The sequence below is a fragment of the Acinetobacter sp. CIP 51.11 genome (assembly GCF_000369665.1).
GTDB lineage: Bacteria > Pseudomonadota > Gammaproteobacteria > Pseudomonadales > Moraxellaceae > Acinetobacter > Acinetobacter lwoffii_S.
Window position 1 is genome coordinate 2,152,614 of record NZ_KB850129.1, and the last position, 24,440, is coordinate 2,177,053.

A 24,440-nucleotide genomic window follows, 5' to 3' on the forward strand; every position below is an offset into this window, starting at 1 on the left:
AATCCTTTTATGAACTTATGGCAGCTGTTTCAGAAACTTCGTCCCTTTGTTCAGCCTTACCGGTTGCTGGTGATTGCCACGCTGATTCTCACCCTGATCGGTTCATTCACCGCACAGGTCAATGCCATTACCTTGCAATATGCGGTCGACAGTATCAATTCGTTACTCGAAGCCGGTCAAGGACTGGAACAAGGCTGGCATATTCTGATCACGATTTCGGCGATTTTGCTCGGCAAAGAGATTATCAATGCCTTTGTCCAGTTCGGGCAGAAGTTCTATGGTGAAAAACTGCGGATTTTTGTCTCTCAGGACCTAGCCCAAGGGATTATTGAAAAGTTTTTAAAATACCGGCTGGAATTTTTTAATCAGGAAAATAACCAGGCCGGTAAATTACAGACCCGGATTGACCGTGGTATTGGCTCACTGACCCGTCTGGTACAGATCTTTTTTATTGATATTTTACCGTTATTTACCAGTGCCATTGTAGCTTTGGGGCTGATGTACTATGCCAATGTCTATGTGGGTCTGGTCGCGACTGCCATTGTCCCGATCTATTTCTGGCTGACCTATAAGCAGGCGCAAAAGCTGGGAGGCTGGCGCCGCAGTCTTCGCGATGGCCGGGAAAAAAAGAGTCAGGGTATTCTCAGTATCATCAACTCGATTACTGTGATCAAGTCTTTTAACCGCGAGTCGATTGAATCGGAAAAGCAGTTGGGATTACAGCGTGAATTGACCGACAATCAGATGAAAACCCGCCAGACCAGTTTCCTGTTTGATGGCCTGAAAACTTTTCTGGAACAGATCGGGATTGTACTCATCATTATTCTAACCTCCTACTTTGTGCTGGATGGCCAGATGAGTATCGGCATGATCATGTTTCATGTGCTGCTATTTAATAATGTCTCTGCCCCGATCCGATCCCTGCACCGGATTTATGATGAAGTGAATGATGCCATGATCTATTCAGAAAGCTTTTTCAAGATTCTGGAAGCCGATGATGAAATTGAACAAAGCGGTCAGCAGAAACCTATTGTCCAAGGAAAATTTGAACTGAGTGGCGTGAATTTTTATTATCCAAACGGCCACCATGCCCTGAAAGATATTGATATGGAAATTCGCCCTAATAAAATTACCGCCTTGGTGGGCTTATCGGGTGCCGGAAAATCTACCCTGATCAGTCTGCTGGATAAATTTTATGAACCGCAGCAAGGCCAAATCAAACTGGATGGCATTAACCTGAAAGATTATGACACCCAATATCTGCGCGATCATATTGGTCTGGTCTTGCAAAAAAACCATATTTTTCAGGGAACGATTTTTGACAATATCCGCTACGGCAAAACTACTGCCTCAATGGAGGATGTAATTGAAGCGGCAGAAAAAGCCTCGATTCATGAGCAGATTTTACAGTTACCGGATGGCTATGACAGCGATGCCTTGATGCTGTCTGGCGGCCAGCAGCAACGGATTGCCTTGGCACGGATGTTCCTGAAAAATCCACCGATCATTTTTCTGGATGAACCGACGGCGAGTCTGGATGCAATTGCCACGGAACAGATCAAACAAAGTCTGGACCAGATCAAGCAAGGCCGTACCGTGATCATCATTTCGCATAGCCTGTCGCAGATTATTGATGCGGATTATACCTATGTAATGAAAGAAGGAACGATTGCCGAACATGGTGAACACGACCAGCTTTATCATCAGCAAGGCGTATATAAGGAAATCTTTGATGCGATGGCCAAAAGCCTGAATATTGAAAAAATTGCCAAAACTTTTGAAGATGATGCTGAGGAAGAAACTCATAGTTAGCTTTTCTATCCCAATAAAAAACCTCCGAGCTGGAGGTTTTTTTATTTAAGTCTGGAACGTTTAACGCTGAACTTTTTGTTCAATTTCTTCAACGCTGGTATGACGCACATCAAAACCTTTGACCATATAGATCACCTGTTCCGAAATATTCCGGGCATGATCGCCAATTCTTTCTAGCGAACGCAGCACCCATAATACATTGATGACACGACTGATATGCCGCGGATCTTCAATCATATAAGTCATAAGCGTACGTGTGGCTGATTGATACTCACGGTCAATATCCGCATCTGCCAACATGACCTTCAAAGCTTGATCTACATCCAGACGCGCAAAAGCATCCAGTGCATCATGAATCATCACCCGCACCTGGTTGCCAATATGCCGGGTTTCCATATAACCGCGCGGTGAGCCGCCCTCTTCACATAAGCTTTGTGCAATTCGGCCTATTTTCGAGGCTTCATCGCCAATCCGTTCCAGATCGGTATTGGCCTTGGACATGGCAAGCACCATACGTAAATCAATCGCGGCAGGATGACGGCGCGCCAGAATCAGGGTCAGCGCTTCATCAATATCTCGTTCCATCTGATTGACGACATTATCTTGAAACTGCACATCTACTGCCATTGAGACATCTGTGTCCAATAGGGCATGAATGGCATTAGCTACCTGCTGTTCTACCAGTCCGCCCATCGTCATGAATTTGGTATTTACGTCCTGCAGTTCTTCATTAAATTGCGAAGAAATGTGATGGCTTAATACAGGATTATTTGGACACAAGGAAAGCTACTCCTGAACGATAGAGGACAATGATCAATAATAAATCATATTAAAGCATATCTATGATGAAAGTTTGATGACAATAGTAGCCTCATAGAGGCTGAGGCGAATCATATTCAATCAGCCAGGCATTCAGCTCTGCCAGTTCCTTTTCGGTTAACTGCCCGACCGAGGCCTGCAATTGCAGCACATGCAACAGATAATCATATTTGGCATTCAAATAATCGGTCTTGGCAGAAAAGGCATTACGCTGTGCCAGCAACACATCGACCATGGTTTTTAAGCCTTCCTGATATTGGGCTCTGGACGCTTGTGAGACAATTTCCGAAGAGTCCATCGCGGCTTTACGTGCATTCAGTTTGGCCTGATCGGTTTCTACCTGCATAAAGGACTGTTTCACATCGGTATTGGCTTTACGGATGGCTGCATCCAGTTGCGCTTCACTTTTTTGCACATTGACACCGGCCTGACGGATACTTTTTTGTGTGCGTCCGCCGCTAAATACATTCCAGTTCACTTCCACCCCAATCTGGTCGAAATCTCCATTGCTGGACATGATCGTGGCTGGACTTTGTTTTAAATAGCCATAGGTTCCGACCGCTTCGACCTGCGGATAGAGCGCAGCCTGCTCGACCCGTTTGGCATCTTCAGAATAGCGCTTTTGCAGACGCGCTTGCAGAATATTCAGATTCTGGCTTTGTGCTAATTCAGTCCAGGACTGCATATCACTTGGAACCGGTTTCTGAAACTGAAAATCGTTGCGTAATACCGCCAGATTTTCCTGATAAGGACCGATTAACTGTGCCAGCTGTTCTTGGGCCAGTACCAGCTGAACTTGAGTCGAAATCCGGTTGGCTTGGGCACTTTGATACTGGGCATTGGCTTCACTGACCTCACTGCGCGCTACCAGACCTTCTTTGAGCTTAGCATTCATCATCCGTAACTTCTCAGACAGTGCCTGCTCTTCCTGCAAATAAGCCGTAGTCAAAGACTGCTGCCGCAAGACATTAAAATAGGCTTCGGCCACCTGTAAAATATGCTGCTGTTTTTGCAGACGCAGATTGACTTCACTGAGTTCGACCGAGGTCTTGACCTGCTTATAACCTTGCCAGGCATCCCAGCGAAATAAAGGTTGGCGTGCGGTTAAGGCCACCTGACGGCTGGTTGTACTGGAACTTTGCAACTCACCAAATTCAGCAGGCAAACCTTCAGGCTGTAAGTTGTTGACGGACTGGTTTTTACGGGTCACATTTCCAGATAAAGTCACGGTCGGCAGCAAATTTCCGCTGGCAATCCCCAGATTGAGCTGATCAGATTGGTACTGCAACACATTCGCCTGCCAATTTGGATCATTTTGCTGGGCGCGTGCATACGCTTCTTGTAAATCCAGGGCAAAAATCGCCGGACTAATTAATAGCAATAAACCGGCCATGACACTGAGTTTTAATTTCATTTTATAGTGTTCACCCCTAACAGCCATTCAGATTAAAAAATTCTGGCACTTTAAGCTAAGCCATACTAAAGAGATCTCTTGAATTTTTACGTATGATTTTTATTAACTTTTTAATATAACTATCGCGTTTTATTCACGATTAATTCAATTTTCAAGATCTCTGTCTGCAATGTAACAAAGCAATTCACAATACTAAACATAGTATTTTAATTTGATCTATACAATATACCTCCCAGTAAGGCCGTTATTTTCTGAATTCACCTATATATACAGAGTCCTGAAGCATAGTGTTAATGCCATTCCCGTCGATATTCAAAGCCTGTTTGCTTGCTGGTAGCGTGCTGCTTCTTGGGGGCTGCCAACAGCCCTCAGATCCACAGATCCAGGTCGAACAGACTGAGGCGAAGCAAACGCAAAGTCCAGTCAGTGACTTTAGCCTCATGTGCCAGAATATTGAAAAAAATATGTCCCAGATTAATGACCAGCGCACGACGTTTGCGCTGGAGCAGATTAATCAGGATCTTAAAGTGTGCCTGCCGTTGATGGACTTGGCGGAGCAGAAGCACCTGATGCAGCGCTCTACCGAAATGTATCAGCGCTTTTTAAAGGTGGATCGCACCGAGTTCCAGCAACGCGCCTTTGAGCAGTATGCACTGGAAATGGCCCAGCATCCGACCATTCAGCATGCGCATTTTCAACAGCTCACCTCACGTGACCAGTATCTGTTAAAACACAAGGGGCAGGCTTATGTAGAACTGCTGGATCTGGGGGATGGCACTTTACATTATCGCCGCAGTCCGGAATATCTGGCGCGTATTTTTGCCCCTTATTTACCGGCCGCTGAAAAAGCCTTTATTGAAAATCTGGCGGAACAGAATATGGAACCGGTGCTGGTGGAAAAACGCCTGCAGATTGAAGCCGCTGATATTGCAGCACGTAGTCTGCTTTGGGAAGACTATCTCAAGACTTATCCGAATAGTAGTTATAAACGCGATGCCGAATATCTGCTGAAGCAATACACCTATTTCCTGTTTAGAGGTACCGAGCAATCGCCGGTGTCTGAAGATTATCACGATCGTTATGCCGTGGATACCAGTCATCTGGAAACCATTATCGGGCTGTCGAGTGGCCAGAAATCAACGCTGTCCACACAGGCACGCCTGTTTCTGGAATTTCTGGACATGACTCCGGAACAGCGCCAGCAAACCTTGCCTGCCGATTATAGAAACCGTTCGGAAGCAGAACAGATTCTGTACTATGCCCAGATCAGTCCGCCCTCACAAAAATACGATAAGGACTGCTTTACCGATGCCATCTGTATCTAGTTGGGATCAGTTTCACCTTCAATCAGTAGGACCATGTCTAAATCAATCCTCGCTTAAAGTTGAGCGATTTAGACCTGTTTATTCTGCCTAAACTGAGCTAAGCTTTAGCCTCGCTTGACGGAGCGCGAGTAATGCCTCGCTGAGATCATGTGATTCCTCTTATCTTTATCAGGAATTGAGCATGAGTACCGTTGAACCTGATCAGGTTAATACCTGCGTAGGAATCAAGCCAGCTAAAAACCCAGCCCTTGCTTTATCTGTTCAGGATAAATCTGCCTACGTTTTTGGTCGTGCTTGATTCGTTGATGTCATTCATAAGGATCATAGCCATGAACCAGTTAACGAATCTTTCTTCTGAAACTTCTCTCTCCGCTCATGAACAGGAAGCACGCGATTTAACGCGAATTCTACCCGCTTCACGTAAAGTCTATCTGCAAGGTTCCCGTCCTGATATTCAGGTACCCATGCGGGAAATTTCCTTAAGTGAAACCCCGACCAGTCTGGGCGGCGAACATAATCCACCGTTGATGGTCTATGACACTTCGGGTGTGTATACCGACCCCAACGTGACGATTGACCTGAACAAAGGTCTGCCGAATGTTCGTGAAAGCTGGATTGAACAGCGCAACGATAGCGAAATTCTGGATCAGCTCAGTTCTGAATTTGGTCGCCAGCGTTTACGTGATATCCGCACCGCCGCGATCCGTTTCGCGCATATCCAAAAACCACGTAAAGCCAAACGTGGCCGCAATATCACCCAGATGCATTATGCCAAACAAGGTATCATCACACCGGAAATGGAATACATCGCCATTCGTGAAAACCTGCGCCAACTCGATGGTGTCGATATGCGCCAGCATCCGGGCCAGAATTTTGGTGCAAAAAACCTGACTGAAATTACCCCAGAATTTGTGCGTCAGGAAGTCGCCGCAGGACGCGCGATTATTCCGGCCAATATCAATCATCCGGAACTGGAACCGATGATCATCGGGCGTAATTTTCTGGTCAAAATCAATGCCAATATTGGTAATTCTGCACTCGGTTCAAGTATCGAAGAAGAAGTCTCGAAAATGACCTGGGCGACACGTTGGGGCGCAGATACGATTATGGACCTCTCGACCGGCCAGAATATTCATGAAACCCGTGAATGGATTATCCGCAACTCTCCTGTACCAATTGGAACCGTACCGATCTATCAGGCACTGGAAAAAGTCAATGGTGTGGCCGAAGACCTGACCTGGGAGATCTTTAAAGACACCCTGATTGAACAGGCTGAACAAGGTGTGGACTATTTCACCATTCATGCCGGCGTGCTTTTAAGATATGTACCGCTGACTGCCAACCGTTTGACCGGTATCGTATCGCGTGGCGGTTCGATCATGGCGCAGTGGTGTCTGGCACATCATCAGGAAAACTTCCTGTATACCCATTTCGATGAAATCTGCGAGATCATGAAAGCCTACGATGTGTCTTTCAGTCTTGGCGATGGTCTGCGTCCCGGCTGTGTACAGGATGCCAATGACGAAGCGCAGTTTGCCGAACTTCGAACCTTGGGCGAGCTGACCCACCGCGCCTGGGAGCATGATGTTCAGGTGATGATTGAAGGCCCGGGTCATGTCCCGATGCATATGATCAAGGAAAATATGGACCTGCAACTGGAAGTCTGTAAGGAAGCGCCATTTTATACCTTGGGGCCTTTAACCACGGATATTGCACCGGGTTATGACCACATTACTTCAGCCATCGGCGCTGCGATGATTGGCTGGTACGGTACCGCAATGCTGTGTTATGTCACACCTAAAGAGCATCTCGGTTTACCCAATAAAAAGGATGTCAAAGATGGCATTATTACCTACAAGATTGCCGCGCATGCAGCCGATCTGGCCAAAGGTCATCCGGGTGCACAAGCGCGGGATAATGCCCTGTCCAAAGCCCGTTTTGAGTTCCGCTGGGAAGACCAGTTTAACTTGAGTCTGGATCCGGACACGGCGCGCAGCATGCATGATGAAACCATGCCGAAAGCGGCGCATAAATCTGCGCACTTTTGTTCCATGTGCGGACCGAAGTTCTGTTCAATGAAGATTAGCCAGAATGTTCGTGATTATGCCAGTCAACAGGCCAATCCTGATCAGCCGGCAAGCTCTCAGGCCGAAATTGAAGCCGGCATGAATCAGATGAAAGCCAGCTTCCACAACTCTGGTCAAAATTTATACCACAAACTATAAAACTGTAAAAAAAACAGTTGTCTTCAAAAAAAACTCAGATAGGATGAAAATAAATCAATTCATTCTATCTGAGCATATGAATATTATTAAACAGGCCTCTTATAATAAAAAAGACTTTAGCGTAGAGGCACGTGAGTTCTTGTACCAGGGATTTATTCAGGTAGAAAAAGTCAGCCTGAAACACCGTTTATTTAATCAGGAAAGCTCAACCCCTATTTTGCAACGTGAGCTGATTCATCGGCCAGAAGCAGCGGGTGTGCTGATGTACAATCATCAACAGCAGAAATTCGGCCTGATCGAACAGTTCCGGATTGGCGGACTGGATGATATCGACTCTCCTTGGCAACTCGAAGTAATTGCTGGCGTTCTGGATGGCGATGAAGCGCCTGAAACATGCATCCGTCGCGAAGCACTCGAAGAATCAGGCTGTACCCTGGATGAGCTGCAGCACATTTTCAGCTTCTATCCGTCCGCCGGGGCATGTTCCGAATTATTTCATTTATATGTGGCGCAGACCGAATTGCCTGAACAGGGCGGTATTTTTGGCATGCCGGATGAAGGTGAAAATATCCAGCTGCATATTCTGGATTATGCTGATATTCCGTCCTTGCTCACGAATGGTCGCTTAAGAAATGCACCTGTCATTATGGCCTTGCAATGGTTGCAACAACATATTCATACTGCAGGAATATGTCTAAGGGGAAAGACATGAGTTTTCAGCAGTCAAGCATAAACACACAGCCAGATTGGACCATTATCCAGATTTCTGATACCCATTTGATGGATCGGGAAGAGCTGGAATTTGCCCGGATGAATCCCGAGCAGAGTTTTCACGAGGTGATGCAGCAGATCCAACAGCGCTTTCCCCAAATGGATGCACTGATTCATACCGGTGATCTGGCACAGGTGCCGGTCGAGCAGACTTATCAACGCTATTTAGCATTTGTCCAGTCTTTAAACGTGCCGTATTATCAGATTCCAGGTAACCATGACGATTCTCGGGTGTTCCCTTTTCACCAGCATGCGAATCAGGTACATGCCATTCATTTTGGCACCTGGACCATGATCCTGTTAAATAGTGCCGTTCAAGGCAAGATCGATGGCTGGGTGGAACAAGCTCAACTCGATCAATTGGACCAATTATTGCTTGAATTTAAACATCAGCATGTCATTGTCACTTGCCATCATCATCCTTTTGCGATGAAATCGTACTGGATTGATCAGCACCGGCTGAAAAATGCTGAAGATTTAAAAGATGTACTGGCTCGGCATCATAATATCAAGCTGGTTCTGTTTGGTCATGTGCATCAGGATTCCTGCAACGAATGGCATGGCATCTACTTTTTATCCACGCCATCGACCAGTGTGCAGTTTAAACCTAAAAGTGAAGATTTCGCGCTAGATCAGGCGGCACCAGGTTATCGTGTATTACATTTGCAACAAAATGGTGAGTTTGATACCTATATTGAACGGGTGGCATTGAGCCAGCAAAATATTAATACCGAAATTTCAGGTTATTAACTTTTCAATTTGTTTTTTTTGCATTACTTTATTGCAACCAAAGGAAATGTGATATGCATAGTCCAGACATCAAAGACTATCAATAAGCATAAAAAGTCTATATGATGACGGCCCCCATAGGAGGATAATCTTTCTAAAGGGTGGATAAAAAACTGCATATCACCATATTTTTTGCGTAGCAATCATACGCATAGATGAGGAATGCCCTAAATGGCGAATGACAACCAAAATCAAGTCTTAGACAATCAAACTGATGTTGTAGAAGAGAAAGCTGCAAAGCGCGTACGCAAATCTAAGCCTAAAACGACTGACGGTGGTTCTACTGCTAGCTTATTTGGTATTGAACCTTATCAACCTAAAAAAAATGAAGAATACATGTCTGAAGGTCAGCTTCAGCATTTCCGCCAAATCTTGCTGGCTTGGAAAGCTGAGTTGATGTCAGAAGTGGATCGTACCCTGAATACGATGCAAGACGAAAATACTGCTCTTCCAGATGTGAATGACCGTGCGACTCAGGAAGAAGAGTTTGCGATTGAGTTACGTACCCGTGACCGTGAACGTAAACTGATTCGTAAAATCGAACAGTCGATCGAAGCAATCCAGAATGATGACTATGGTTTCTGTGAAACTTGTGGTATCGAGATTGGCTTGCGTCGTTTAGAAGCACGCCCAACGGCTACTTTATGTATTGACTGCAAAACACTTGCAGAAATCAAAGAGAAGCAAAATAACGGTTAAGCATGTCTGTAAATAATCCTCCCCTAACCCCTCCTTTAAAAAAGGAGGGGCACAACAGGATGGCTTATGTGGGTCGGTTCGCGCCATCGCCAACCGGCCCTTTGCATTTTGGCTCCCTCATTACCGCAGTTGCCAGTTACTGCGATGCCAAAGCCAATCAAGGCACATGGCTGGTTCGGGTTGAAGACACCGATATTCCTCGTATTTATCCCGGCAGCGAAGAGCATATTTTGCGTGCCCTAGATGCCTTTCAGCTTGAACCTGATGCCGAAATCATTTTTCAGAAAGACCGTTTAGATATTTACGAAGACGTCATCCAGCAATTGCGTCAGCAAGGTCTGGTCTATGCCTGCCAATGCACCCGTAAAATGCTCGGTTCCAATCATATCTATCAGGATACCTGCCGCGACTTGGGTCTGGCTTTTGAGCATCAAGCCATTCGCCTAAAAGTTGAAGATGTTGAAATCTGTTTTGAAGACCGGCTGCAAGGTCGGCACTGTTCAGAATTGAAGAAAGATCTGGGAGACTTTGTCTTAAAACGTCGTGATGGCATTATTAATTACCAGCTGGCTGTAGTGGTCGATGATTATCTGCAAGGTATGACGCATGTGGTACGTGGGGCTGATCTTTTAGATAATACCGAACGACAAATCTATTTGGGACAGTTACTCGGTTATCCGCGTCTGAGCTATATGCATCTGCCACTGGCAATGAATGATCAGGGGCAAAAACTATCAAAACAGAATCTGGCCCAAGCACTGGATTTAACTCAGGCACCCCAATTATTAAAACAGGCACTTCAGGCTTTGCATCAGGCTGAAGTTGATTTGGACACTCCCGATCGGATGCTGCAACAGGCGGTAGTACAATGGGACATTGAGCGGATTCCACATACAACTGAGCTACAAGGTCACTATTTATAAAAACAGCTTTTCACTTAAGCTAGACTTCTAGAATGAAAAATTGATAGGAAGAAGAGTATGTTTTTTATTTTTGGCGTCGGCCCTAAAACCAAAACCATTGAGAAAAGCCAGTTTCTGTGTCCGGTCTGCCGTACTCGTTCGGGCTATGAGCTGAAACAGCAGCGTAATTATTTTTCTTTATTTTTTATACCCTTGATTCCACTTTCCAAGCCTAAATCTGCTTTTGTGACCTGTTCCAATTGTGGAACCGCAATGCCGAGCACGGTACTGGACCATGCTCAGACAGAGCCAGGACGAAACTCCAATCTAGAAGCTTGATTCTTCGCGGCTTGGATTGACCTGACGCGTGGTCGAATCAATTTTCAGAATCAGACTGATCATGACCGCACAGATAATCAGGGATGAACCGCCATAACTAATAAATGGCAAGGTCAAACCCTTGGTCGGCAACATGCCCATATTCATACCGGCATTCACCAGAATCTGTAACAGGAAAATGATACTGATGCCATAAGCCAGATAGCCGGCACGCAAATATTGATGCTGCAAGGCGCGGTGTCCAATGCGGATACAGCAAACCAGCATGGTGAAGGACAAGATCAGGATGGTTGAAATGCCTAAAAAGCCAAATTCTTCACCCAAAATTGCCAGCATGAAATCGGTATGCGCCTCAGGCAAATAAGACATTTTCTGGATACTATGCCCCAAGCCTACCCCTGCCCATTCCCCACGGCCAAAGGCCATAAGGGCATTAGAGAGCTGATAACCGGTGCCTAAGGGATCTTCCCAAGGATTCGAAAAAGACAGCAGACGTTGCAGACGATACGGTTCCAACAGAATCGCGGCAGCAAATGCGCCGACCAAGGTCATAAAAGCCACACCGAACTGAATCCACGGCGCACCCGCCAGAAAGAACACGCCAAGCATGGTTAAGGTAATTACCACGGTTGCACCCAAGTCAGGCTCGAGAATAATCAAACCGACGGTAGCACCCATGATGGCACTTAAACGGACCAGACCCTTGATATTATTCCGTACTTCTTCCGCACGGCGCACCACGTAGTCTGCAGTAAAAATTGCCATCATCACTTTGGCGACTTCCGAAGCCTGTAAGGTAAAGCCTGCGATCCGAATCCAGCGTTTGGAACCATTGACTTCCGTCCCGACAAATAGCACGGCCACCAAAAGTACGATGGTAATAATCCACAAAAAGAAAGTGTTATTAAACCAGACTTTTAAGGGGATTTTATAAGCCAGAAAAGCTGCTACGGCAGCGACAAAAATCGAAATCCCATGTCGGCTAATATAGTGAAACGGATTTTCATGCATACGTTCTGCATAGGGCATCGAGGCCGATGCCACCATGATCGAACCAATGCAGAGCAAAGCCAACACACAGAAAATCAATACATTCCGTGGATTCACTTCAGCAGGTATTCTAGGTATCCACTGCGTATAAAATTGATTTAATTTATTGATCGTAGTCTGAGCAAACCCAGCCATATCACGAATCCTTGTTATTCTTAATTGAGTTCATTCACATACGCAACAAACTTGCGACCACGCTCAGGATAACCCGAGAACATATCAAAACTTGCGCATGCAGGAGACAATAGCACGACATCATGTGCCTGAGTGTGCTTTTGGCAGATTTCTACTGCCTGCTGCAAGCTGTCCGCATGAATCAGTTCAGTCGTACCCGCAATCGCTGCTTCAATGACGGGACGATCTTCACCGATTAATACCGCTACTTTGGCATATTTGCTTAATGATTCACGCAAGGCTTTAAAGTCCTGCCCTTTGCCCTGACCACCGAGAATAATCGCGACTTTACCGCCTTGGGCTTCAATGGCCATGCCGAGACCGTCCAGTGCTGCCAAGGTTGCGCCGATATTGGTACCTTTGGAGTCGTTATAATAACGTACGCCTTGCACTTCTTTAACGAATTCACAGCGATGTTCCAGACCTTTAAAGGTCTTTAAGGTATTCAACATGCTTTCCAGTGGCAGGCCAATCGCTTCACCCAGCGCCAGACAGGCTAAGGCATTGGCAACATTATGCGTGCCCTGCATATACATCTCGGTACTTTTCAGCAGACGCTCACGACCACGCGCCAGCCAGATGCTGCCATCCGTATCCTTGAGAATACCGTACTGGTTCATATCCGGTGCATTTAGACCAAAGCTTTGTATCGGTGTTACGTCTGGCACCAGAGGACGGGTCAAAGAGTCATCACGGTTATAGACGACTTTTTTTACACCCTGGAAAATCCGGTGTTTCGCCGTGTGATAACCCATCATATCGCCATGACGATCCAGATGATCTTCACTCATGTTCAACACCACCGCGACTTCAGCCGCCAGATTTGAGGTGGTTTCCAGCTGAAAACTGGACAGCTCGAGTATATACAGCTCAGGATCGTCTTTAGTCAGGTCTAGCGCAGGACGACCTAAGTTACCACCGATAGCGACTTTTTTACCTGCATCCGCTGCCATCAAGCCAATCAAGGTCGTCACGGTACTTTTGGCATTAGAACCGGTAATTGCTACGATTGGCTTGTCTGTAGCACGGCGTAAAATCTGGATTTCACTGACTACTGGAATGCCCTTGTTGATGGCTGCCTGAATTTCAGGAAGTTTAGGATCAAGTCCTGGGCTGATCACGATTTCTTCCGCAGACAACAACAGCTCGGCATCAAACTGACCGAAACTGGTCTGAACTTCAGCGGGTATCTGCTCATGCCCTGGCGGGTTAGCTCTAGAATCTGTTATTGCAACGCGGTAGCCCTGACTATGCAAGAAATTGACTGCTGCAACACCTGATATTCCGAGTCCTGCAACGACTTTTAACCCACCACGTTGTATTAACATTTTCGCCCCATATTTTGGTCTATTTTGAAACTGACGAAATGGTAGCACTTTGCTGTTTTGAATGCCTTTTCTGATTGGCCTTTCTGCACATTTTTTTTGTGTCCATGCGTAAAAAAGCCGTCATGATCATGACGGCTTTTAAAATTCAGCCAGAAAAGGAAATTATTTCCATTTTACTGCTTGTTGAGCCGGCTTTACGTCTGAACCTTTTTCTGAAACCGGACAGGCACAGTTGCCACCGCAGCCTGCCGCCACACCCGGTTGCAGCCATTTGGCCAGACGCTGCCAACCCTTGGCTGCACAGGCATCAGACAGCTTCTGAAAGACTGAATTAGAGGTGTTGGGAAACACCTTTTTGAATACGACCAGCATGCTCCAAAGCACCAGCGCTGTCACAATTAGAATTTCAATCATCTCAATCTCCCATACCTATACAATGCAGCAAATTCAATTGGCCAAGGCCAAGCTGAGATTTAGCCCAAATAATATGAAGCAATTTGATAAGTCAGGAATGACATGAAATATGCCAGACCAAACAGGTAAACAGTCATGATACTGACAGTTTTCCAGGAACCGGTTTCACGTTTAACTGTTGCCAGAGTCGCCAGACAATGTGGTGCATAAATAAACCACACCAGCAAAGACAAACCTGTCGCCACTGACCAGCCCAGATCACCTCCACCACTGATCAGCGCAGCCAGACCTTCAGACATCGCATCTTCATCAACTGCCGACATCGCATAGACTGTACCCAGTGCTGCAACGACCACTTCACGCGCTGCCATCGCCGGAATCAGGGCAATACAGATCTGCCAGTTAAAACCAAGCGGTGCAAAGATCGGCTGCATCAGATGACCGAGCATCCCTGCCAATGAATAATCAATCGCCGGCAAGGTTGCCCCTTCTGGTGGCTGTGGGAAAGTACACAAGAACCACAGTACAATCGATAAGGCGAAGATGATGCCACCGACACGTTTCAAGAAGATTTTGCCGCGATCCAATAACCCGATCCAAACGTTCTTCAAGTCCGGAAAACGGTAGCTTGGCAGTTCCATCAGCAGCATGTGCTGTGATTTATCTTTGTGGAAGAATTTCAACACAAAAGACACAACCAAAGCACTTACGATACCTGCCATATACAGACCGAAGAGCACCAGACCTTGCAGATTCAGGAAACCCCAGACGGTTTGTGCCGGTACAAATGCCGCAATCAGCAAGGCATAAACTGGCAAGCGTGCCGAACAGGTCATTAAAGGTGCAACGAAAATCGTGGTTAAACGATCTCGTGGATCACTAATGGTCCGCGATGCCATGATGCCCGGAATGGCACAGGCAAAGCTGGACAATAACGGAATAAAGGCACGTCCTGACAAGCCTGCTTTAAACATCAGCTTGTCTAACAGGAAAGCAGCACGCGGTAAATAACCAGATTCTTCTAGTACTAAAATAAAGAAGAACAGAATCAGAATCTGTGGCAGGAACACCACCACGCCACCGGCACCGGCAATAATCCCGTCCACCACCAGGCTATTCAGTAATGGGTGCGAAATATATTCGCCGAGGAACTCACCCAGCCATCCGAAGAAAGTTTCAATCCCATCCATAAACGGCGCAGCCCAGGCAAATACGGCCTGGAAAATCACGAACATCATCACGGCCAGACTAAGTAAGCCCAATACCGGATGCAGAAAAATCTTGTCAAGAAAATCGGTACGTTTATCTTCCTGATCGACGAAATTGACGACGTCATTCAGAATGTTTTCCACACGCTGGTGACTGTCACCTTTCAGGCCACTGAGCTCAGTCTGTGGTACAGAATACTTGCCTTGATCCAATGCATTTTTCAGGTTTTCAATGCCTGAATTACGCACAGCCACCGTTTCTACCACAGGTACGCCCAGACGTTCAGACAACTTCTGGGTATTGATCTGCATGCCACGACGGCGTGCTTCATCCATCATGTTTAACACGACCAGTACCGGACGACCCAGCGCAATCATTTCCAGCACCAGACCCAAATGCAATTTCAGATTGGTGGCATCTACCACACACAAAAATGCATCCTGCTCCTGCTCTTCCGCAATTTTACCTTGTACCACATTGCGGGTGATTTCTTCATCCGGACTGGTCGCATCCAGACTATAAGTTCCCGGCAAATCCAGTACCCGTACTGCTTTGCCTGAGGCAAGCTGAAAGGTACCGACTTTACGTTCAACCGTCACACCCGCATAGTTACCGACTTTTTGGCGCGTTCCGGTTAAATGGTTGAATAATGAAGTTTTACCGCAGTTAGGGTTACCGACAAGGGCAATACGTAATGTATCACTCATGCCGACACCGCCTGTTCGATTTCAATTTTGGCTGCTTCTGATTTACGCAAAGCAAAACGTGTGAATCCAACTTGAATCAAAATGGGATCTCCACCAAAAATACCTTTAGTAATGACTTGTACCTGTGTACCTGGTACAAAGCCTAAAGTTTCCAAACGACTCGCAACGACATCGTGTAGAGCACTTTCACCATCAGTTGTTCGACTCACTTTTCGAATGATGGCAATTTGTTTTGCTTTTAAATCAGACAAACGCACCGTGAAATTCCTAAACTATTTTGTACAGTATACAAACAAATGAGAATAATTAACAAATAAGATTAATTACATTTCGATTTAGCCTTATACCACATCGACACTGTCATAAAATTAAACTACAGTGGAGAATACCAATCCCGATTATCGCTTTTTCAGATCAGATCCTTTCACCTTATGCTGAATAAAAAACCCCGTATTCCTGCCCCTGTCCAGATTCCTGATGCGTTCAGTTATTTACAGGGTTTTCGTGATTATCTGATTGCACAAACGGTCAGCCCGCATACCCGCAATGCCTATTTGTCCGACCTGGTGCAATGTGCAGAATGCCTGAGCAAGCCTCTGCCGGAATGGAATCATGATGATATTTCCGATGTGCTGATTGCACTGACCAAACAGCAAAAAAGTCCACGTTCGATTGCCCGCTGCCTGTCTGCCTTGCGTTCATTTTATAAATTTTTACGTGAGCAGAAACTGCGTAGTGACAATCCGGTGGCTGCACATAGAACCCCAAAACTGGGCCGGGCCTTACCTAAAGATTTGTCCGAAGCTGATGTCGAAGCCCTGATTCACGCCCCGGATATCAACACGGCATTAGGGCTGCGCGATCGCGCCATGTTTGAAGTGCTGTATGCCTGCGGACTGCGGGTGACCGAACTGATTAACTTGCGGCTGGAACTGATCAATTTAAAACAGGGTTATTTACGTATCGTCGGTAAGGGTAATAAAGAACGCCTGGTGCCGATGGGACAAATGGCCTGTGAATGGGTGGAAAAATATCTGAACGAAGCCCGTCCGCAACTGTACAAGACTTCGACCGATTATCTGTTCCTGACCCAGCATGGCGGCATCATGAGCCGGCAGAATTTCTGGTATGCCATTAAGCGTTATGCCTTGCAGGCCGGAATTCAGTCTGAACTGTCACCGCATACCTTGCGCCACGCCTTTGCGACGCATTTACTCAATCATGGCGCAGACTTACGTGTGGTGCAGATGCTGCTCGGCCATAGTGATCTGTCTACCACCCAGATTTATACCCATGTGGCACAGGTACGGATGCAGCAGCTGCATGCCACCCATCATCCACGGGCTTAAAATATATCCGGACGCAATAAACTGAGAAGTTTGACGTGTGGGTATTTTTTTTTGTTATGCTAATGCTCTGTTTATAATCCAAGAAGAAAAGGGTTTTTTATGACATTTGCCCGCTCAAAAATTTTTATGGCTTGCACACTTGCTGCTGGTTTGGGTCTGACTGCGTGTTCCAATTCCACTAACAACGATAAAAAGCAAGAGTTGACTGCAAGCGCACCTGCGACGGGCGAAGCCTCTACCCTGACCGAACGCAATGCAGAACAGCGTCTGGCTTCTACGTTGGAAAAGCATTTCAAAACCGCTGGCATCAGTGCCAAAATTACCGACATTAAAGCCACTGAAGTGCCGAACCTGTACTGGGTGAGTCTGGAAGGCATGTCTGCGGTCTATGTCACCAGTGACGGTAAATATCTGATTCAGGGCGATGTGATCCGTCTCGGCGATAAACAGCTGCACAATGTCAGCGAGAACCTGCAAGCAGGCATCAACAATAAACTCTTTGCTGAACTCAAGCCAGCCGACTTACTGGTCTATCCAGCTAAAGGCAAAGCCAAGCATGTGGTCTATGTGTTTACCGATGTCAGCTGTCCGTATTGCCATAAATTCCATGAGCAAATGGATGAGATGAATGCCAAAGGCATTGAAGTGCGTTATATCGCCTGGCCGCGTGGTGAACAGCATATGCCAGCCATGGAAGCGATCTGGTGCAGTGCCGACCGCCGTAGTGCCTTTAACCAGGCGATTGCGGGTGCACAGATTAGTGCAGAGAAGTGTGAAAATCCTGTTCAAGATCAATATCAAATGGGTCTAAATATGGGTGTGAATGGTACCCCTGCCATTTATAATTCAGCAGGTACTTATCTGGGCGGTTACCTGTCTACATCGGAATTATTGAATCGGCTTAAATAACTCATTTTAATAAGTTATTTAACTTTATTTTATAGATAAAGATATTCTGAAATGACCCTAGAGTCAGGCGGGTTTTTTAGCTATGATCTAGGCTCTTGTAAAAAACTGTTTAATTTGGAGTGTGACGTGAAACCAGTTCGTCTGGCAATCCTCGGTCTTGGTACTGTAGGTGGTGGTGCCTTGAAACTATTAAAAGAAAATGCTGCTGAGATCAAACGTCGCACCGGTCGTGAAATTGAAATTACCCATGTAGGCACCCGTCGTCCACGTCCTGATCTGGATCTGCCAGAATCGGTTAAACAAAGTGCCGACTTGATGGACATCGTACGTCAACCTGATGTAGACGTTGTGGTTGAAGTCATGGGCGGAATTCATCCTGCTTTTGAAATTATTATGGAAGCCATGAAACATGGCAAACATATTGTAACGGCCAACAAAGCACTCTTGGCTGAACACGGCAACGAGCTATTTAAAGCGGCTGAAGACAATGCCGTACAGATTGCCTATGAAGCGGCAGTGGCCGGTGGCATTCCGATTATTAAAGTGATTCGTGAAGGTCTGGCAGCCAACAAGATTGAATGGCTGGCCGGTATTATTAACGGCACGGGTAACTTCATTCTCAGTGAAATGCGTGAAAAAGGCCGCGCTTTTGAAGATGTGTTGAAAGAAGCTCAAGAACTGGGTTATGCCGAAGCTGATCCAACCTTTGATGTGGAAGGAATTGATGCTGCACACAAGCTGACGATTCTGGCCTCATGTGCCTTTGGTATTCCACTACAGTTTGACAAAGTTTTTACTGAAGGCATTGGCAAAGTCACTGCACAAGACGTGAAATATGCCGAAGACCTCGGTTTCCGGATTAAACACTTGGGCATTGCACGCCGTACCGATGCCGGGATTGAACTCCGTGTACACCCGACCCTGATTCCAGATGACCAGCTGATTGCCAATGTGAATGGTGTGAAAAATGCGGTTCTGGTACAAGCCAATGCGGTCGGCCCAACACTGTACTATGGTGCTGGCGCAGGTGCGGGACCAACGGCTTCTGCGGTTGTTGCCGATGTGGTTGATATTGTCCGTGACATTATTTACACAGAAGACGGCGCAGGCACCATTCCGCAACTGGCTTTTGAAGCGCTCAGTGATTTACCGATCTTGAGTCGTGAACAAATGACCACCGGCTATTACATCCGTATTAATGCCGAAGATCAGATGGGCGTGCTTGCCGATGTGACCACGATTCTCAGTCGTGCCGGCATCAGTATTGATGCGATCATGCAGCAACCGCGTTTATCTAAAGACCTTATTCCTATCGTGATTCTGACTGATCCAGTCAAGGAATCAAAAATGGATGCAGCGCTTTCACAAATTCAAGCATTACCCGTCATTCATGGCGAAATTGTACGAATTCGTTTAGAATCGCTTGATAATTAATCGGGTTGAGGGGAGGATTCCCCTTGCCAAGCTCTACACACAATTGGAACATCATCATGTCGAATGCCAATCGTTATACTGGTTTAGTTGACCGCTATCGCGACCGTTTACCAGTGTCTGCAACTACTCGTGCGATCTCTTTGGGTGAAGGTAATACTCCACTGATCAAGCTTGAGAATATTCCACGCATTATTGGTAAAGATGTTGAAATTTATGTGAAGTACGAGGGCTTAAACCCGACTGGTTCATTTAAAGACCGCGGTATGACTATGGCGGTGACGAAAGCCGTTGAAGAAGGCTCTAAAGCCATCATCTGCGCATCTACTGGTAACACCTCTGCAGCAGCGGCTGCATACGCTGCGCGTGCCGGCATTAAAGCATTCGTGCTCATCCCTGAAGGCAAAATTGCCATGGGTAAAATGGCACAAGCGATGATGTATGGTGCGATCACCATGCAAATTCGCGGTAACTTCGATGACGGTATGCGTCTAGTTAAGGAAGTTGCCGATCAGGCTCCGGTGACGATTGTAAATTCAATCAACCCGTACCGCCTGCAAGGTCAAAAAACCATTGCTTATGAAATTGTTGAAGCTTTAGGTCGTGCACCGGATTATCACTGCCTGCCTGTAGGTAACGCGGGTAACATCACTGCACACTGGATGGGTTATACCGAAGCGGTGGCTAACCAGTCGAAAGAAGAATTTGAGCAAGTCGTTTACGATGCTGAAACTGATGCTTTCACTGGTCCTAAACCGGCTGGCTTGCCAATCATGGCAGGTTACCAAGCCTCTGGTGCTGCACCGTTCCTTCGTGGCGGTCCAGTAGAAAACCCGGAAACTGTTGCAACTGCGATTCGTATCGGCAATCCGCAAAGCTTCAATCATGCTAAAGCGGTTGTTCGTGATTCAAACGGCTGGTTTGATGAACTGACTGATGCGGAGATTCTTGAAGCTCAACGTCTGCTTTCTATGTATGAAGGTGTATTCGTAGAGCCTGCGTCTGCTGCGTCTGTCGGCGGCGCGATCCGTGACATTAAAGCGGGTAAAATTGCTGAAGGTTCAGTGATCGTATGTACCGTAACGGGTAACGGTCTGAAAGATCCAGACACTGCTATCAAGCAATGTGCTGATGCCGTGATGCTGTCGATTGATGCGACCATGACTCAAGTTAAAGACTCTATTCTGTCGAATATGTAATTTCGGCCAGAATTAAAAAAACCCTGCACTTGCAGGGTTTTTTATGAACCAATCAATTAGATTCGTTTAGGTTGCTGGCTGACCCAACTCATTAAACGGGTCGCATCATTGGTACGCGCCTGTGAGCTGTTTGCGCCTAAAAGTACCACCGCCACCGGACGGTTATTCAGAGTCGTGTGCATCACCACACAGCGCCCTGCTTCATTAATAAAACCGGTTTTAGAAATATTGATATTCCAGCCGCCATTACGTACCAAGGCATTGGTATTATTAGATTTCAATACACGATAACCCAAGTTAAAGTCATAGCTTGGCGTGGTCGAGAACTGACGAATCAGGCCGTATTGAGAGGCAGTATTCACCAAAATCCCTAAGTCACGAGCTGATGCCACGTTGCCCGGATGCAAACCTGTCGACTCCATAAAGCGGGTAGAATTCATACCCAGCTCTTTGGCTTTGGCATTCATTTTGGCAATAAATGCTGATCGACCACCCGGATAAGTGCGTGCCAAAGCAGCAGCAGCCGGGTTCTCGGACTTCATCAGAGCAAATAATAAAGCTTCAGCACGGTTCATGCTGTCTCCTGCTCTTAAAGTCGAGCTTGAGCTTTTACAACCTGAACAGGAAAAATCAGCCTGTTGCAGGGTGATTTTTTCCGACATGTTTAGACGTGCATCAGAAATCACCACCGCTGTCATCAGCTTAGTAATCGATGCAATCGGATAGGCAGTATTGGTATTTTTGCTAAACAGCACTTCACCGGTTTGTGCATCCATGACCAGTGCAGCCCGTGCATTGACAGAAGGTTGATTACTAAAATGATTGGTATCAATAATCTGCGGCGCAGTATAAGCAGGTTTGGCTGCTGTTGGCGCTGCTGTGCCGGCCTGACGCAAAGTGGTAGTCACTGTGGCAGACCCGGGTGGCGAAGGCTCATTGGCAGATGCATTAAAATCATCGCTCATTAACTGGTTAACTTCTTCAGAAGACCAACTAATGCTGGAACCGCCCTCTGCCGTGCCAGAATTCATAATGATTTCAGCAAAACTTGTCGTGCTCATGCTGATTAACACGGACAGGCCGAGTAGATGCCTTAAAGACTTGTTTATTTTCTTCACTATTCCTTCACTCAACTAACAGAGGTAAGATTGATTTGCGTATTACCTCTAATATGCCTTACATTTAAACACAATGCCGAACATTTTTTGTTCTTGACACTGTGTGATAAGTTTCAGATTTAATCTTGCGAATAGGATTGCTAATTTTGTACTTTCATTGCAAGCTTATTTTGCTTTATGTAACAAAAAAATGATTTTTTTAACAGAGGGAGAGCGTAGGTGATCACAGTTTTAGTTGTGGACGACCATGAATTAGTTCGTACTGGAATTTGCAGAATGCTAGAAGACCATGCGGAGGTTCAGGTAATTGGACAAGCTGAATCTGGTGAAGAAGCGATCTCTCTAGTTCGTCAACATCATCCTGATGTAGTTTTGTTAGATGTGAATATGCCGGGCATTGGTGGCGTAGAAACCACGCGCCGTCTACTTCAGAGTGCGCCGGAAACCAAAGTTTTGGCGGTTAGCGGTTTAGCAGAAGAGCCTTATCCGTCCCTGTTATTGAAAGCCGGTGCCAAAGGTTATATCACCAAAGGGGCCCCGATTTCGGAAATGGTCCGTGCGATTAACAAAGTCATGCAAGGCGGTAAATATTTTAGTGCCGACATTGCGGAACAGTTAGCCAGCTCTTACCTTTCTGATACACAACAATCCCCTTTTGATGCATTGTCAGAACGTGAAATGCAAGTTGCGATGATGGTGGTGAATTGTATCAGCGCCCAGGAAATTGCCGACAAGCTCTTTGTGAGTGTTAAAACCGTGAATACTTATCGTTACCGTATTTTTGAAAAACTGAATATCGATAGCGATGTCAAACTGACTCATCTGGCCATGCGCTATGGACTCATTAAACCTTAGCTTTTAACGAGTTCCGGTGCATATGGCACAAAAATCCAGTTATTCTGCGCTCAATCAATATCATCTCGGTATCTGGTATAGCGCTTATCGCTTGCTGATCAGCACCGGCCTACTGCTGATTTTTCTGCTGACCTACCCCGAACTCACCACCGATTATCAATATCCGCAGCTGTATTATTATGCGCTAGGAATCGGGGTTGCGATCAATACCGTACAGCTGTTTGCGCTGAAATGGATCAGACGACTGATCCAGCCGCAGCTGATCATGATTTTCTTTAGCGATGTCTGCGTTCTAAGTTTGCTGACTTTGGCCAGTGATGGTCCTAATCTGCAAATCGGGCTGCTGTTTGTGATTACCATCTTTTCTGCATCTTTATTATTAGATGCAAAAAAGGCCTTAGTTGTCACCCTTATTGCGGTCATCAGCGTTATTTATCAGCATTTTATCGGCAGTATTTTTGCGTTTTCTTCACTCAGCAATATCAGTAATAGCGCCCTGCTGGCCTTTTTGTTTTTTGTGGTTTATGGCACTGGACAAATTGCCGTGCGCCGTTTTCAGATTCTGGAAAATTTGAATTTTTCTCAATCGCTGGAACTGCATCGCTTACAGAATATTAACCGCTATATTCTGGAACAGATTGAAACCGGTTATCTGGTTCTGGATGAAAACTATCATGTGGTACTCAGTAATCCTGCCGCCTGTAATCTTCTTGGAATTGAGTCCAAATACGGCCATGAGAAATTTACTTTATCTCAATCACAGCCAGATTTATTTGAACTGGTCCATTTTGAAACGCTAGAAAATGGTGAGCGCTTTCAGTTTGAATCCCAACAAAGTCGCTATAATATTCATGTGCAAGTACAAAAGCTGATTGTGCCGCATCAGACTCTAATGCTACTGGTGTTACAGGATGCCAAAAAACTGAATCAGCAGGTGCAGCAACTTAAACTTGCTGCACTGGGTCAACTCTCGGCCAGTATTGCCCATGAAATTCGCAACCCCCTAGCTGCCATTGTGCAAGCCAATGATTTATATCTGGACTCGGAAACTGAACAGCAACAGCTACTCCAGCAGATGATTGGCCGACAGGCGACCCGGATTGACCGGATTATTCAGGACACGCTGAATATGGTCAAAAATAAAGAAACCCATCCTATACCGATTCATCTCAATGATTTTATCCCGTTATTTATCCAAGAAGATCTGGCCGATATTCATGATCAGATTCAATTTAATATTGATATCCCTTTGGTAATTCAGTTTGATGAAGCACAATTCCGGCAAATCCTCATTAATCTGATTCGTAATGCCATTCGTCACAATTCAGCAGATGCAGCCTATATTCAGCTGAATGTGCATCCCTATGAACATCGGGTCTGGATTGATGTACGGGATTTTGGCTCTGGCGTAGCCGTACATGATCAAGCTCTATTGTTCAAACCCTTTTTTAGCACATCGATTAGTGGTACCGGATTAGGATTGTATTTATCACATAGTTTTTGCGAAGCAAATCAGGCACAATTAAACTATATACAACAAGAACAGGGCGCATGCTTTCGCATCAGCTGTCAACGTATTACGCTTTAAAGGGGTCAAGGAAG

22 protein-coding genes and 1 riboswitch are annotated in these 24,440 nt (G+C 46.0%); of the genes, 14 read left to right on the top strand and 8 right to left on the bottom strand.

Translation table 11 applies throughout. The features are described 5' to 3' along the window. The first annotated feature begins 9 nt into the window (after window positions 1-9). Window positions 10-1,812, top strand: a complete 1,803-nt coding sequence (locus F894_RS14050) for an ABC transporter ATP-binding protein (RefSeq protein WP_005248409.1) — start codon at window positions 10-12, stop codon at window positions 1,810-1,812. Window positions 1,813-1,872: 60 nt separating this feature from the next. Here the strand turns inward: F894_RS14050 and phoU are convergent, their stop codons facing one another. Together phoU and F894_RS14060 are read right to left on the bottom strand one after the other, a co-directional pair. After that, window positions 1,873-2,592, bottom strand: a complete 720-nt coding sequence (gene phoU, locus F894_RS14055; protein ID WP_005108465.1) for a phosphate signaling complex protein PhoU — start codon at window positions 2,590-2,592, stop codon at window positions 1,873-1,875. Window positions 2,593-2,683: 91 nt separating this feature from the next. Then, window positions 2,684-4,045, bottom strand: coding sequence for a multidrug efflux outer membrane protein AbuO (locus F894_RS14060; protein WP_005248410.1), 1,362 nt, complete (start codon window positions 4,043-4,045; stop codon window positions 2,684-2,686). A 293-nt stretch (window positions 4,046-4,338) separates the two neighbouring features. On the opposite strand from F894_RS14060, the gene F894_RS14065 reads away from it, so the two are divergent. The 7 genes from F894_RS14065 to F894_RS14095 all read left to right on the top strand — a co-directional run bounded on the left by F894_RS14065 (window position 4,339) and on the right by F894_RS14095 (window position 11,095). Next, entirely contained in the window at window positions 4,339-5,370 is a 1,032-nt protein-coding gene (locus F894_RS14065; RefSeq protein ID WP_005248411.1) for a hypothetical protein, read from the top strand. Window positions 5,371-5,478: 108 nt separating this feature from the next. Further along, window positions 5,479-5,611: riboswitch (TPP riboswitch) on the top strand. 88 nt (window positions 5,612-5,699) lie between these two features. Beyond that, window positions 5,700-7,595, top strand: coding sequence for a phosphomethylpyrimidine synthase ThiC (gene thiC, locus F894_RS14070; protein WP_005248412.1), 1,896 nt, complete (start codon window positions 5,700-5,702; stop codon window positions 7,593-7,595). A gap of 76 nt (window positions 7,596-7,671) precedes the next feature. Then, window positions 7,672-8,307 carry an NUDIX domain-containing protein gene (locus tag F894_RS14075; protein WP_004281075.1) on the top strand — a complete coding sequence of 212 codons (636 nt, stop codon included), beginning with the start codon at window positions 7,672-7,674 and terminating at the stop codon, window positions 8,305-8,307. Further along, window positions 8,304-9,116 carry a metallophosphoesterase gene (locus F894_RS14080; protein WP_005248413.1) on the top strand — a complete coding sequence of 271 codons (813 nt, stop codon included), beginning with the start codon at window positions 8,304-8,306 and terminating at the stop codon, window positions 9,114-9,116. Before F894_RS14075 ends, F894_RS14080 begins: the two co-directional genes overlap by 4 nt. A gap of 210 nt (window positions 9,117-9,326) precedes the next feature. Continuing rightward, the gene (dksA, locus tag F894_RS14085; protein ID WP_004281072.1) at window positions 9,327-9,854 is read left to right on the top strand and encodes an RNA polymerase-binding protein DksA; all 528 of its coding nucleotides are present in this window, start codon (window positions 9,327-9,329) and stop codon (window positions 9,852-9,854) included. Window positions 9,855-9,856: 2 nt separating this feature from the next. Next, window positions 9,857-10,777 (top strand): tRNA glutamyl-Q(34) synthetase GluQRS, encoded by a 921-nt coding sequence (gene gluQRS / locus F894_RS14090; RefSeq protein WP_081401200.1) that lies wholly within the window; start codon window positions 9,857-9,859, stop codon window positions 10,775-10,777. A 57-nt stretch (window positions 10,778-10,834) separates the two neighbouring features. Further along, entirely contained in the window at window positions 10,835-11,095 is a 261-nt protein-coding gene (locus tag F894_RS14095) for a zinc ribbon domain-containing protein (protein ID WP_005248415.1), read from the top strand. Here the strand turns inward: F894_RS14095 and ftsW are convergent. The 5 genes from ftsW to F894_RS14120 form a co-directional block, all read right to left on the bottom strand. Continuing rightward, complete coding sequence (gene ftsW, locus F894_RS14100; RefSeq protein ID WP_004281069.1) at window positions 11,084-12,280, bottom strand: putative lipid II flippase FtsW; 1,197 nt, start codon at window positions 12,278-12,280, stop codon at window positions 11,084-11,086. The genes F894_RS14095 and ftsW overlap by 12 nt on opposite strands. Window positions 12,281-12,300: 20 nt before the next feature. Further along, window positions 12,301-13,647, bottom strand: a complete 1,347-nt coding sequence (gene murD, locus F894_RS14105) for a UDP-N-acetylmuramoyl-L-alanine--D-glutamate ligase (RefSeq protein ID WP_005248416.1) — start codon at window positions 13,645-13,647, stop codon at window positions 12,301-12,303. A 162-nt stretch (window positions 13,648-13,809) separates the two neighbouring features. Further along, complete coding sequence (locus F894_RS14110; RefSeq protein ID WP_005248417.1) at window positions 13,810-14,061, bottom strand: DUF6587 family protein; 252 nt, start codon at window positions 14,059-14,061, stop codon at window positions 13,810-13,812. Window positions 14,062-14,120: 59 nt separating this feature from the next. After that, entirely contained in the window at window positions 14,121-15,977 is a 1,857-nt protein-coding gene (feoB, locus tag F894_RS14115) for a ferrous iron transporter B (protein ID WP_005248419.1), read from the bottom strand. Further along, a complete protein-coding gene (locus tag F894_RS14120) occupies window positions 15,974-16,234 on the bottom strand; it encodes a FeoA family protein (RefSeq protein WP_005248420.1) in 261 nt (86 codons plus the stop codon). Before F894_RS14120 ends, feoB begins: the two co-directional genes overlap by 4 nt. Window positions 16,235-16,408: 174 nt before the next feature. Between F894_RS14120 and xerD the strand changes: the two genes are divergently transcribed. From xerD to thrC, 4 genes are all read left to right on the top strand, one after another. Then, window positions 16,409-17,326, top strand: a complete 918-nt coding sequence (gene xerD, locus F894_RS14125; RefSeq protein ID WP_005248421.1) for a site-specific tyrosine recombinase XerD — start codon at window positions 16,409-16,411, stop codon at window positions 17,324-17,326. Between the two features lie 99 nt (window positions 17,327-17,425). Beyond that, window positions 17,426-18,235, top strand: a complete 810-nt coding sequence (locus F894_RS14130) for a DsbC family protein (protein ID WP_005248422.1) — start codon at window positions 17,426-17,428, stop codon at window positions 18,233-18,235. 126 nt (window positions 18,236-18,361) lie between these two features. Beyond that, complete coding sequence (locus tag F894_RS14135) at window positions 18,362-19,669, top strand: homoserine dehydrogenase (RefSeq protein WP_034438395.1); 1,308 nt, start codon at window positions 18,362-18,364, stop codon at window positions 19,667-19,669. A 56-nt stretch (window positions 19,670-19,725) separates the two neighbouring features. Next, a complete protein-coding gene (gene thrC / locus F894_RS14140; protein WP_005248423.1) occupies window positions 19,726-20,865 on the top strand; it encodes a threonine synthase in 1,140 nt (379 codons plus the stop codon). Between the two features lie 56 nt (window positions 20,866-20,921). Here the strand turns inward: thrC and F894_RS14145 are convergent, their stop codons facing one another. Beyond that, the gene (locus F894_RS14145) at window positions 20,922-21,983 is read right to left on the bottom strand and encodes a serine hydrolase (protein ID WP_005248424.1); all 1,062 of its coding nucleotides are present in this window, start codon (window positions 21,981-21,983) and stop codon (window positions 20,922-20,924) included. Between the two features lie 219 nt (window positions 21,984-22,202). Between F894_RS14145 and F894_RS14150 the strand changes: the two genes are divergently transcribed. Next, complete coding sequence (locus F894_RS14150) at window positions 22,203-22,838, top strand: response regulator transcription factor GacA (protein ID WP_004281059.1); 636 nt, start codon at window positions 22,203-22,205, stop codon at window positions 22,836-22,838. Window positions 22,839-22,860: 22 nt separating this feature from the next. Beyond that, entirely contained in the window at window positions 22,861-24,426 is a 1,566-nt protein-coding gene (locus F894_RS14155) for a sensor histidine kinase (RefSeq protein ID WP_005248425.1), read from the top strand. The last annotated feature ends 14 nt before the right edge of the window (window positions 24,427-24,440 follow it).

Excerpts from the sequence above, each read along its gene's own strand:
- F894_RS14050 (WP_005248409.1), top strand. The coding sequence starts at position 10 with ATGAACTTATGGCAGCTGTTTCAGAAACTTCGTCCCTTTGTTCAGCCT.
- ftsW (WP_004281069.1), bottom strand. The coding sequence starts at position 12,280 with ATGGCTGGGTTTGCTCAGACTACGATCAATAAATTAAATCAATTTTAT.
- thiC (WP_005248412.1), top strand. The coding sequence starts at position 5,700 with ATGAACCAGTTAACGAATCTTTCTTCTGAAACTTCTCTCTCCGCTCAT.
- F894_RS14065 (WP_005248411.1), top strand. The coding sequence starts at position 4,339 with ATGCCATTCCCGTCGATATTCAAAGCCTGTTTGCTTGCTGGTAGCGTG.
- thrC (WP_005248423.1), top strand. The coding sequence starts at position 19,726 with ATGTCGAATGCCAATCGTTATACTGGTTTAGTTGACCGCTATCGCGAC.
- F894_RS14110 (WP_005248417.1), bottom strand. The coding sequence starts at position 14,061 with ATGATTGAAATTCTAATTGTGACAGCGCTGGTGCTTTGGAGCATGCTG.
- feoB (WP_005248419.1), bottom strand. The coding sequence starts at position 15,977 with ATGAGTGATACATTACGTATTGCCCTTGTCGGTAACCCTAACTGCGGT.
- xerD (WP_005248421.1), top strand. The coding sequence starts at position 16,409 with ATGCTGAATAAAAAACCCCGTATTCCTGCCCCTGTCCAGATTCCTGAT.
- F894_RS14155 (WP_005248425.1), top strand. The coding sequence starts at position 22,861 with ATGGCACAAAAATCCAGTTATTCTGCGCTCAATCAATATCATCTCGGT.
- F894_RS14095 (WP_005248415.1), top strand. The coding sequence starts at position 10,835 with ATGTTTTTTATTTTTGGCGTCGGCCCTAAAACCAAAACCATTGAGAAA.
- gluQRS (WP_081401200.1), top strand. The coding sequence starts at position 9,857 with ATGTCTGTAAATAATCCTCCCCTAACCCCTCCTTTAAAAAAGGAGGGG.
- F894_RS14130 (WP_005248422.1), top strand. The coding sequence starts at position 17,426 with ATGACATTTGCCCGCTCAAAAATTTTTATGGCTTGCACACTTGCTGCT.
- F894_RS14080 (WP_005248413.1), top strand. The coding sequence starts at position 8,304 with ATGAGTTTTCAGCAGTCAAGCATAAACACACAGCCAGATTGGACCATT.
- dksA (WP_004281072.1), top strand. The coding sequence starts at position 9,327 with ATGGCGAATGACAACCAAAATCAAGTCTTAGACAATCAAACTGATGTT.
- F894_RS14075 (WP_004281075.1), top strand. The coding sequence starts at position 7,672 with ATGAATATTATTAAACAGGCCTCTTATAATAAAAAAGACTTTAGCGTA.
- murD (WP_005248416.1), bottom strand. The coding sequence starts at position 13,647 with ATGTTAATACAACGTGGTGGGTTAAAAGTCGTTGCAGGACTCGGAATA.
- F894_RS14060 (WP_005248410.1), bottom strand. The coding sequence starts at position 4,045 with ATGAAATTAAAACTCAGTGTCATGGCCGGTTTATTGCTATTAATTAGT.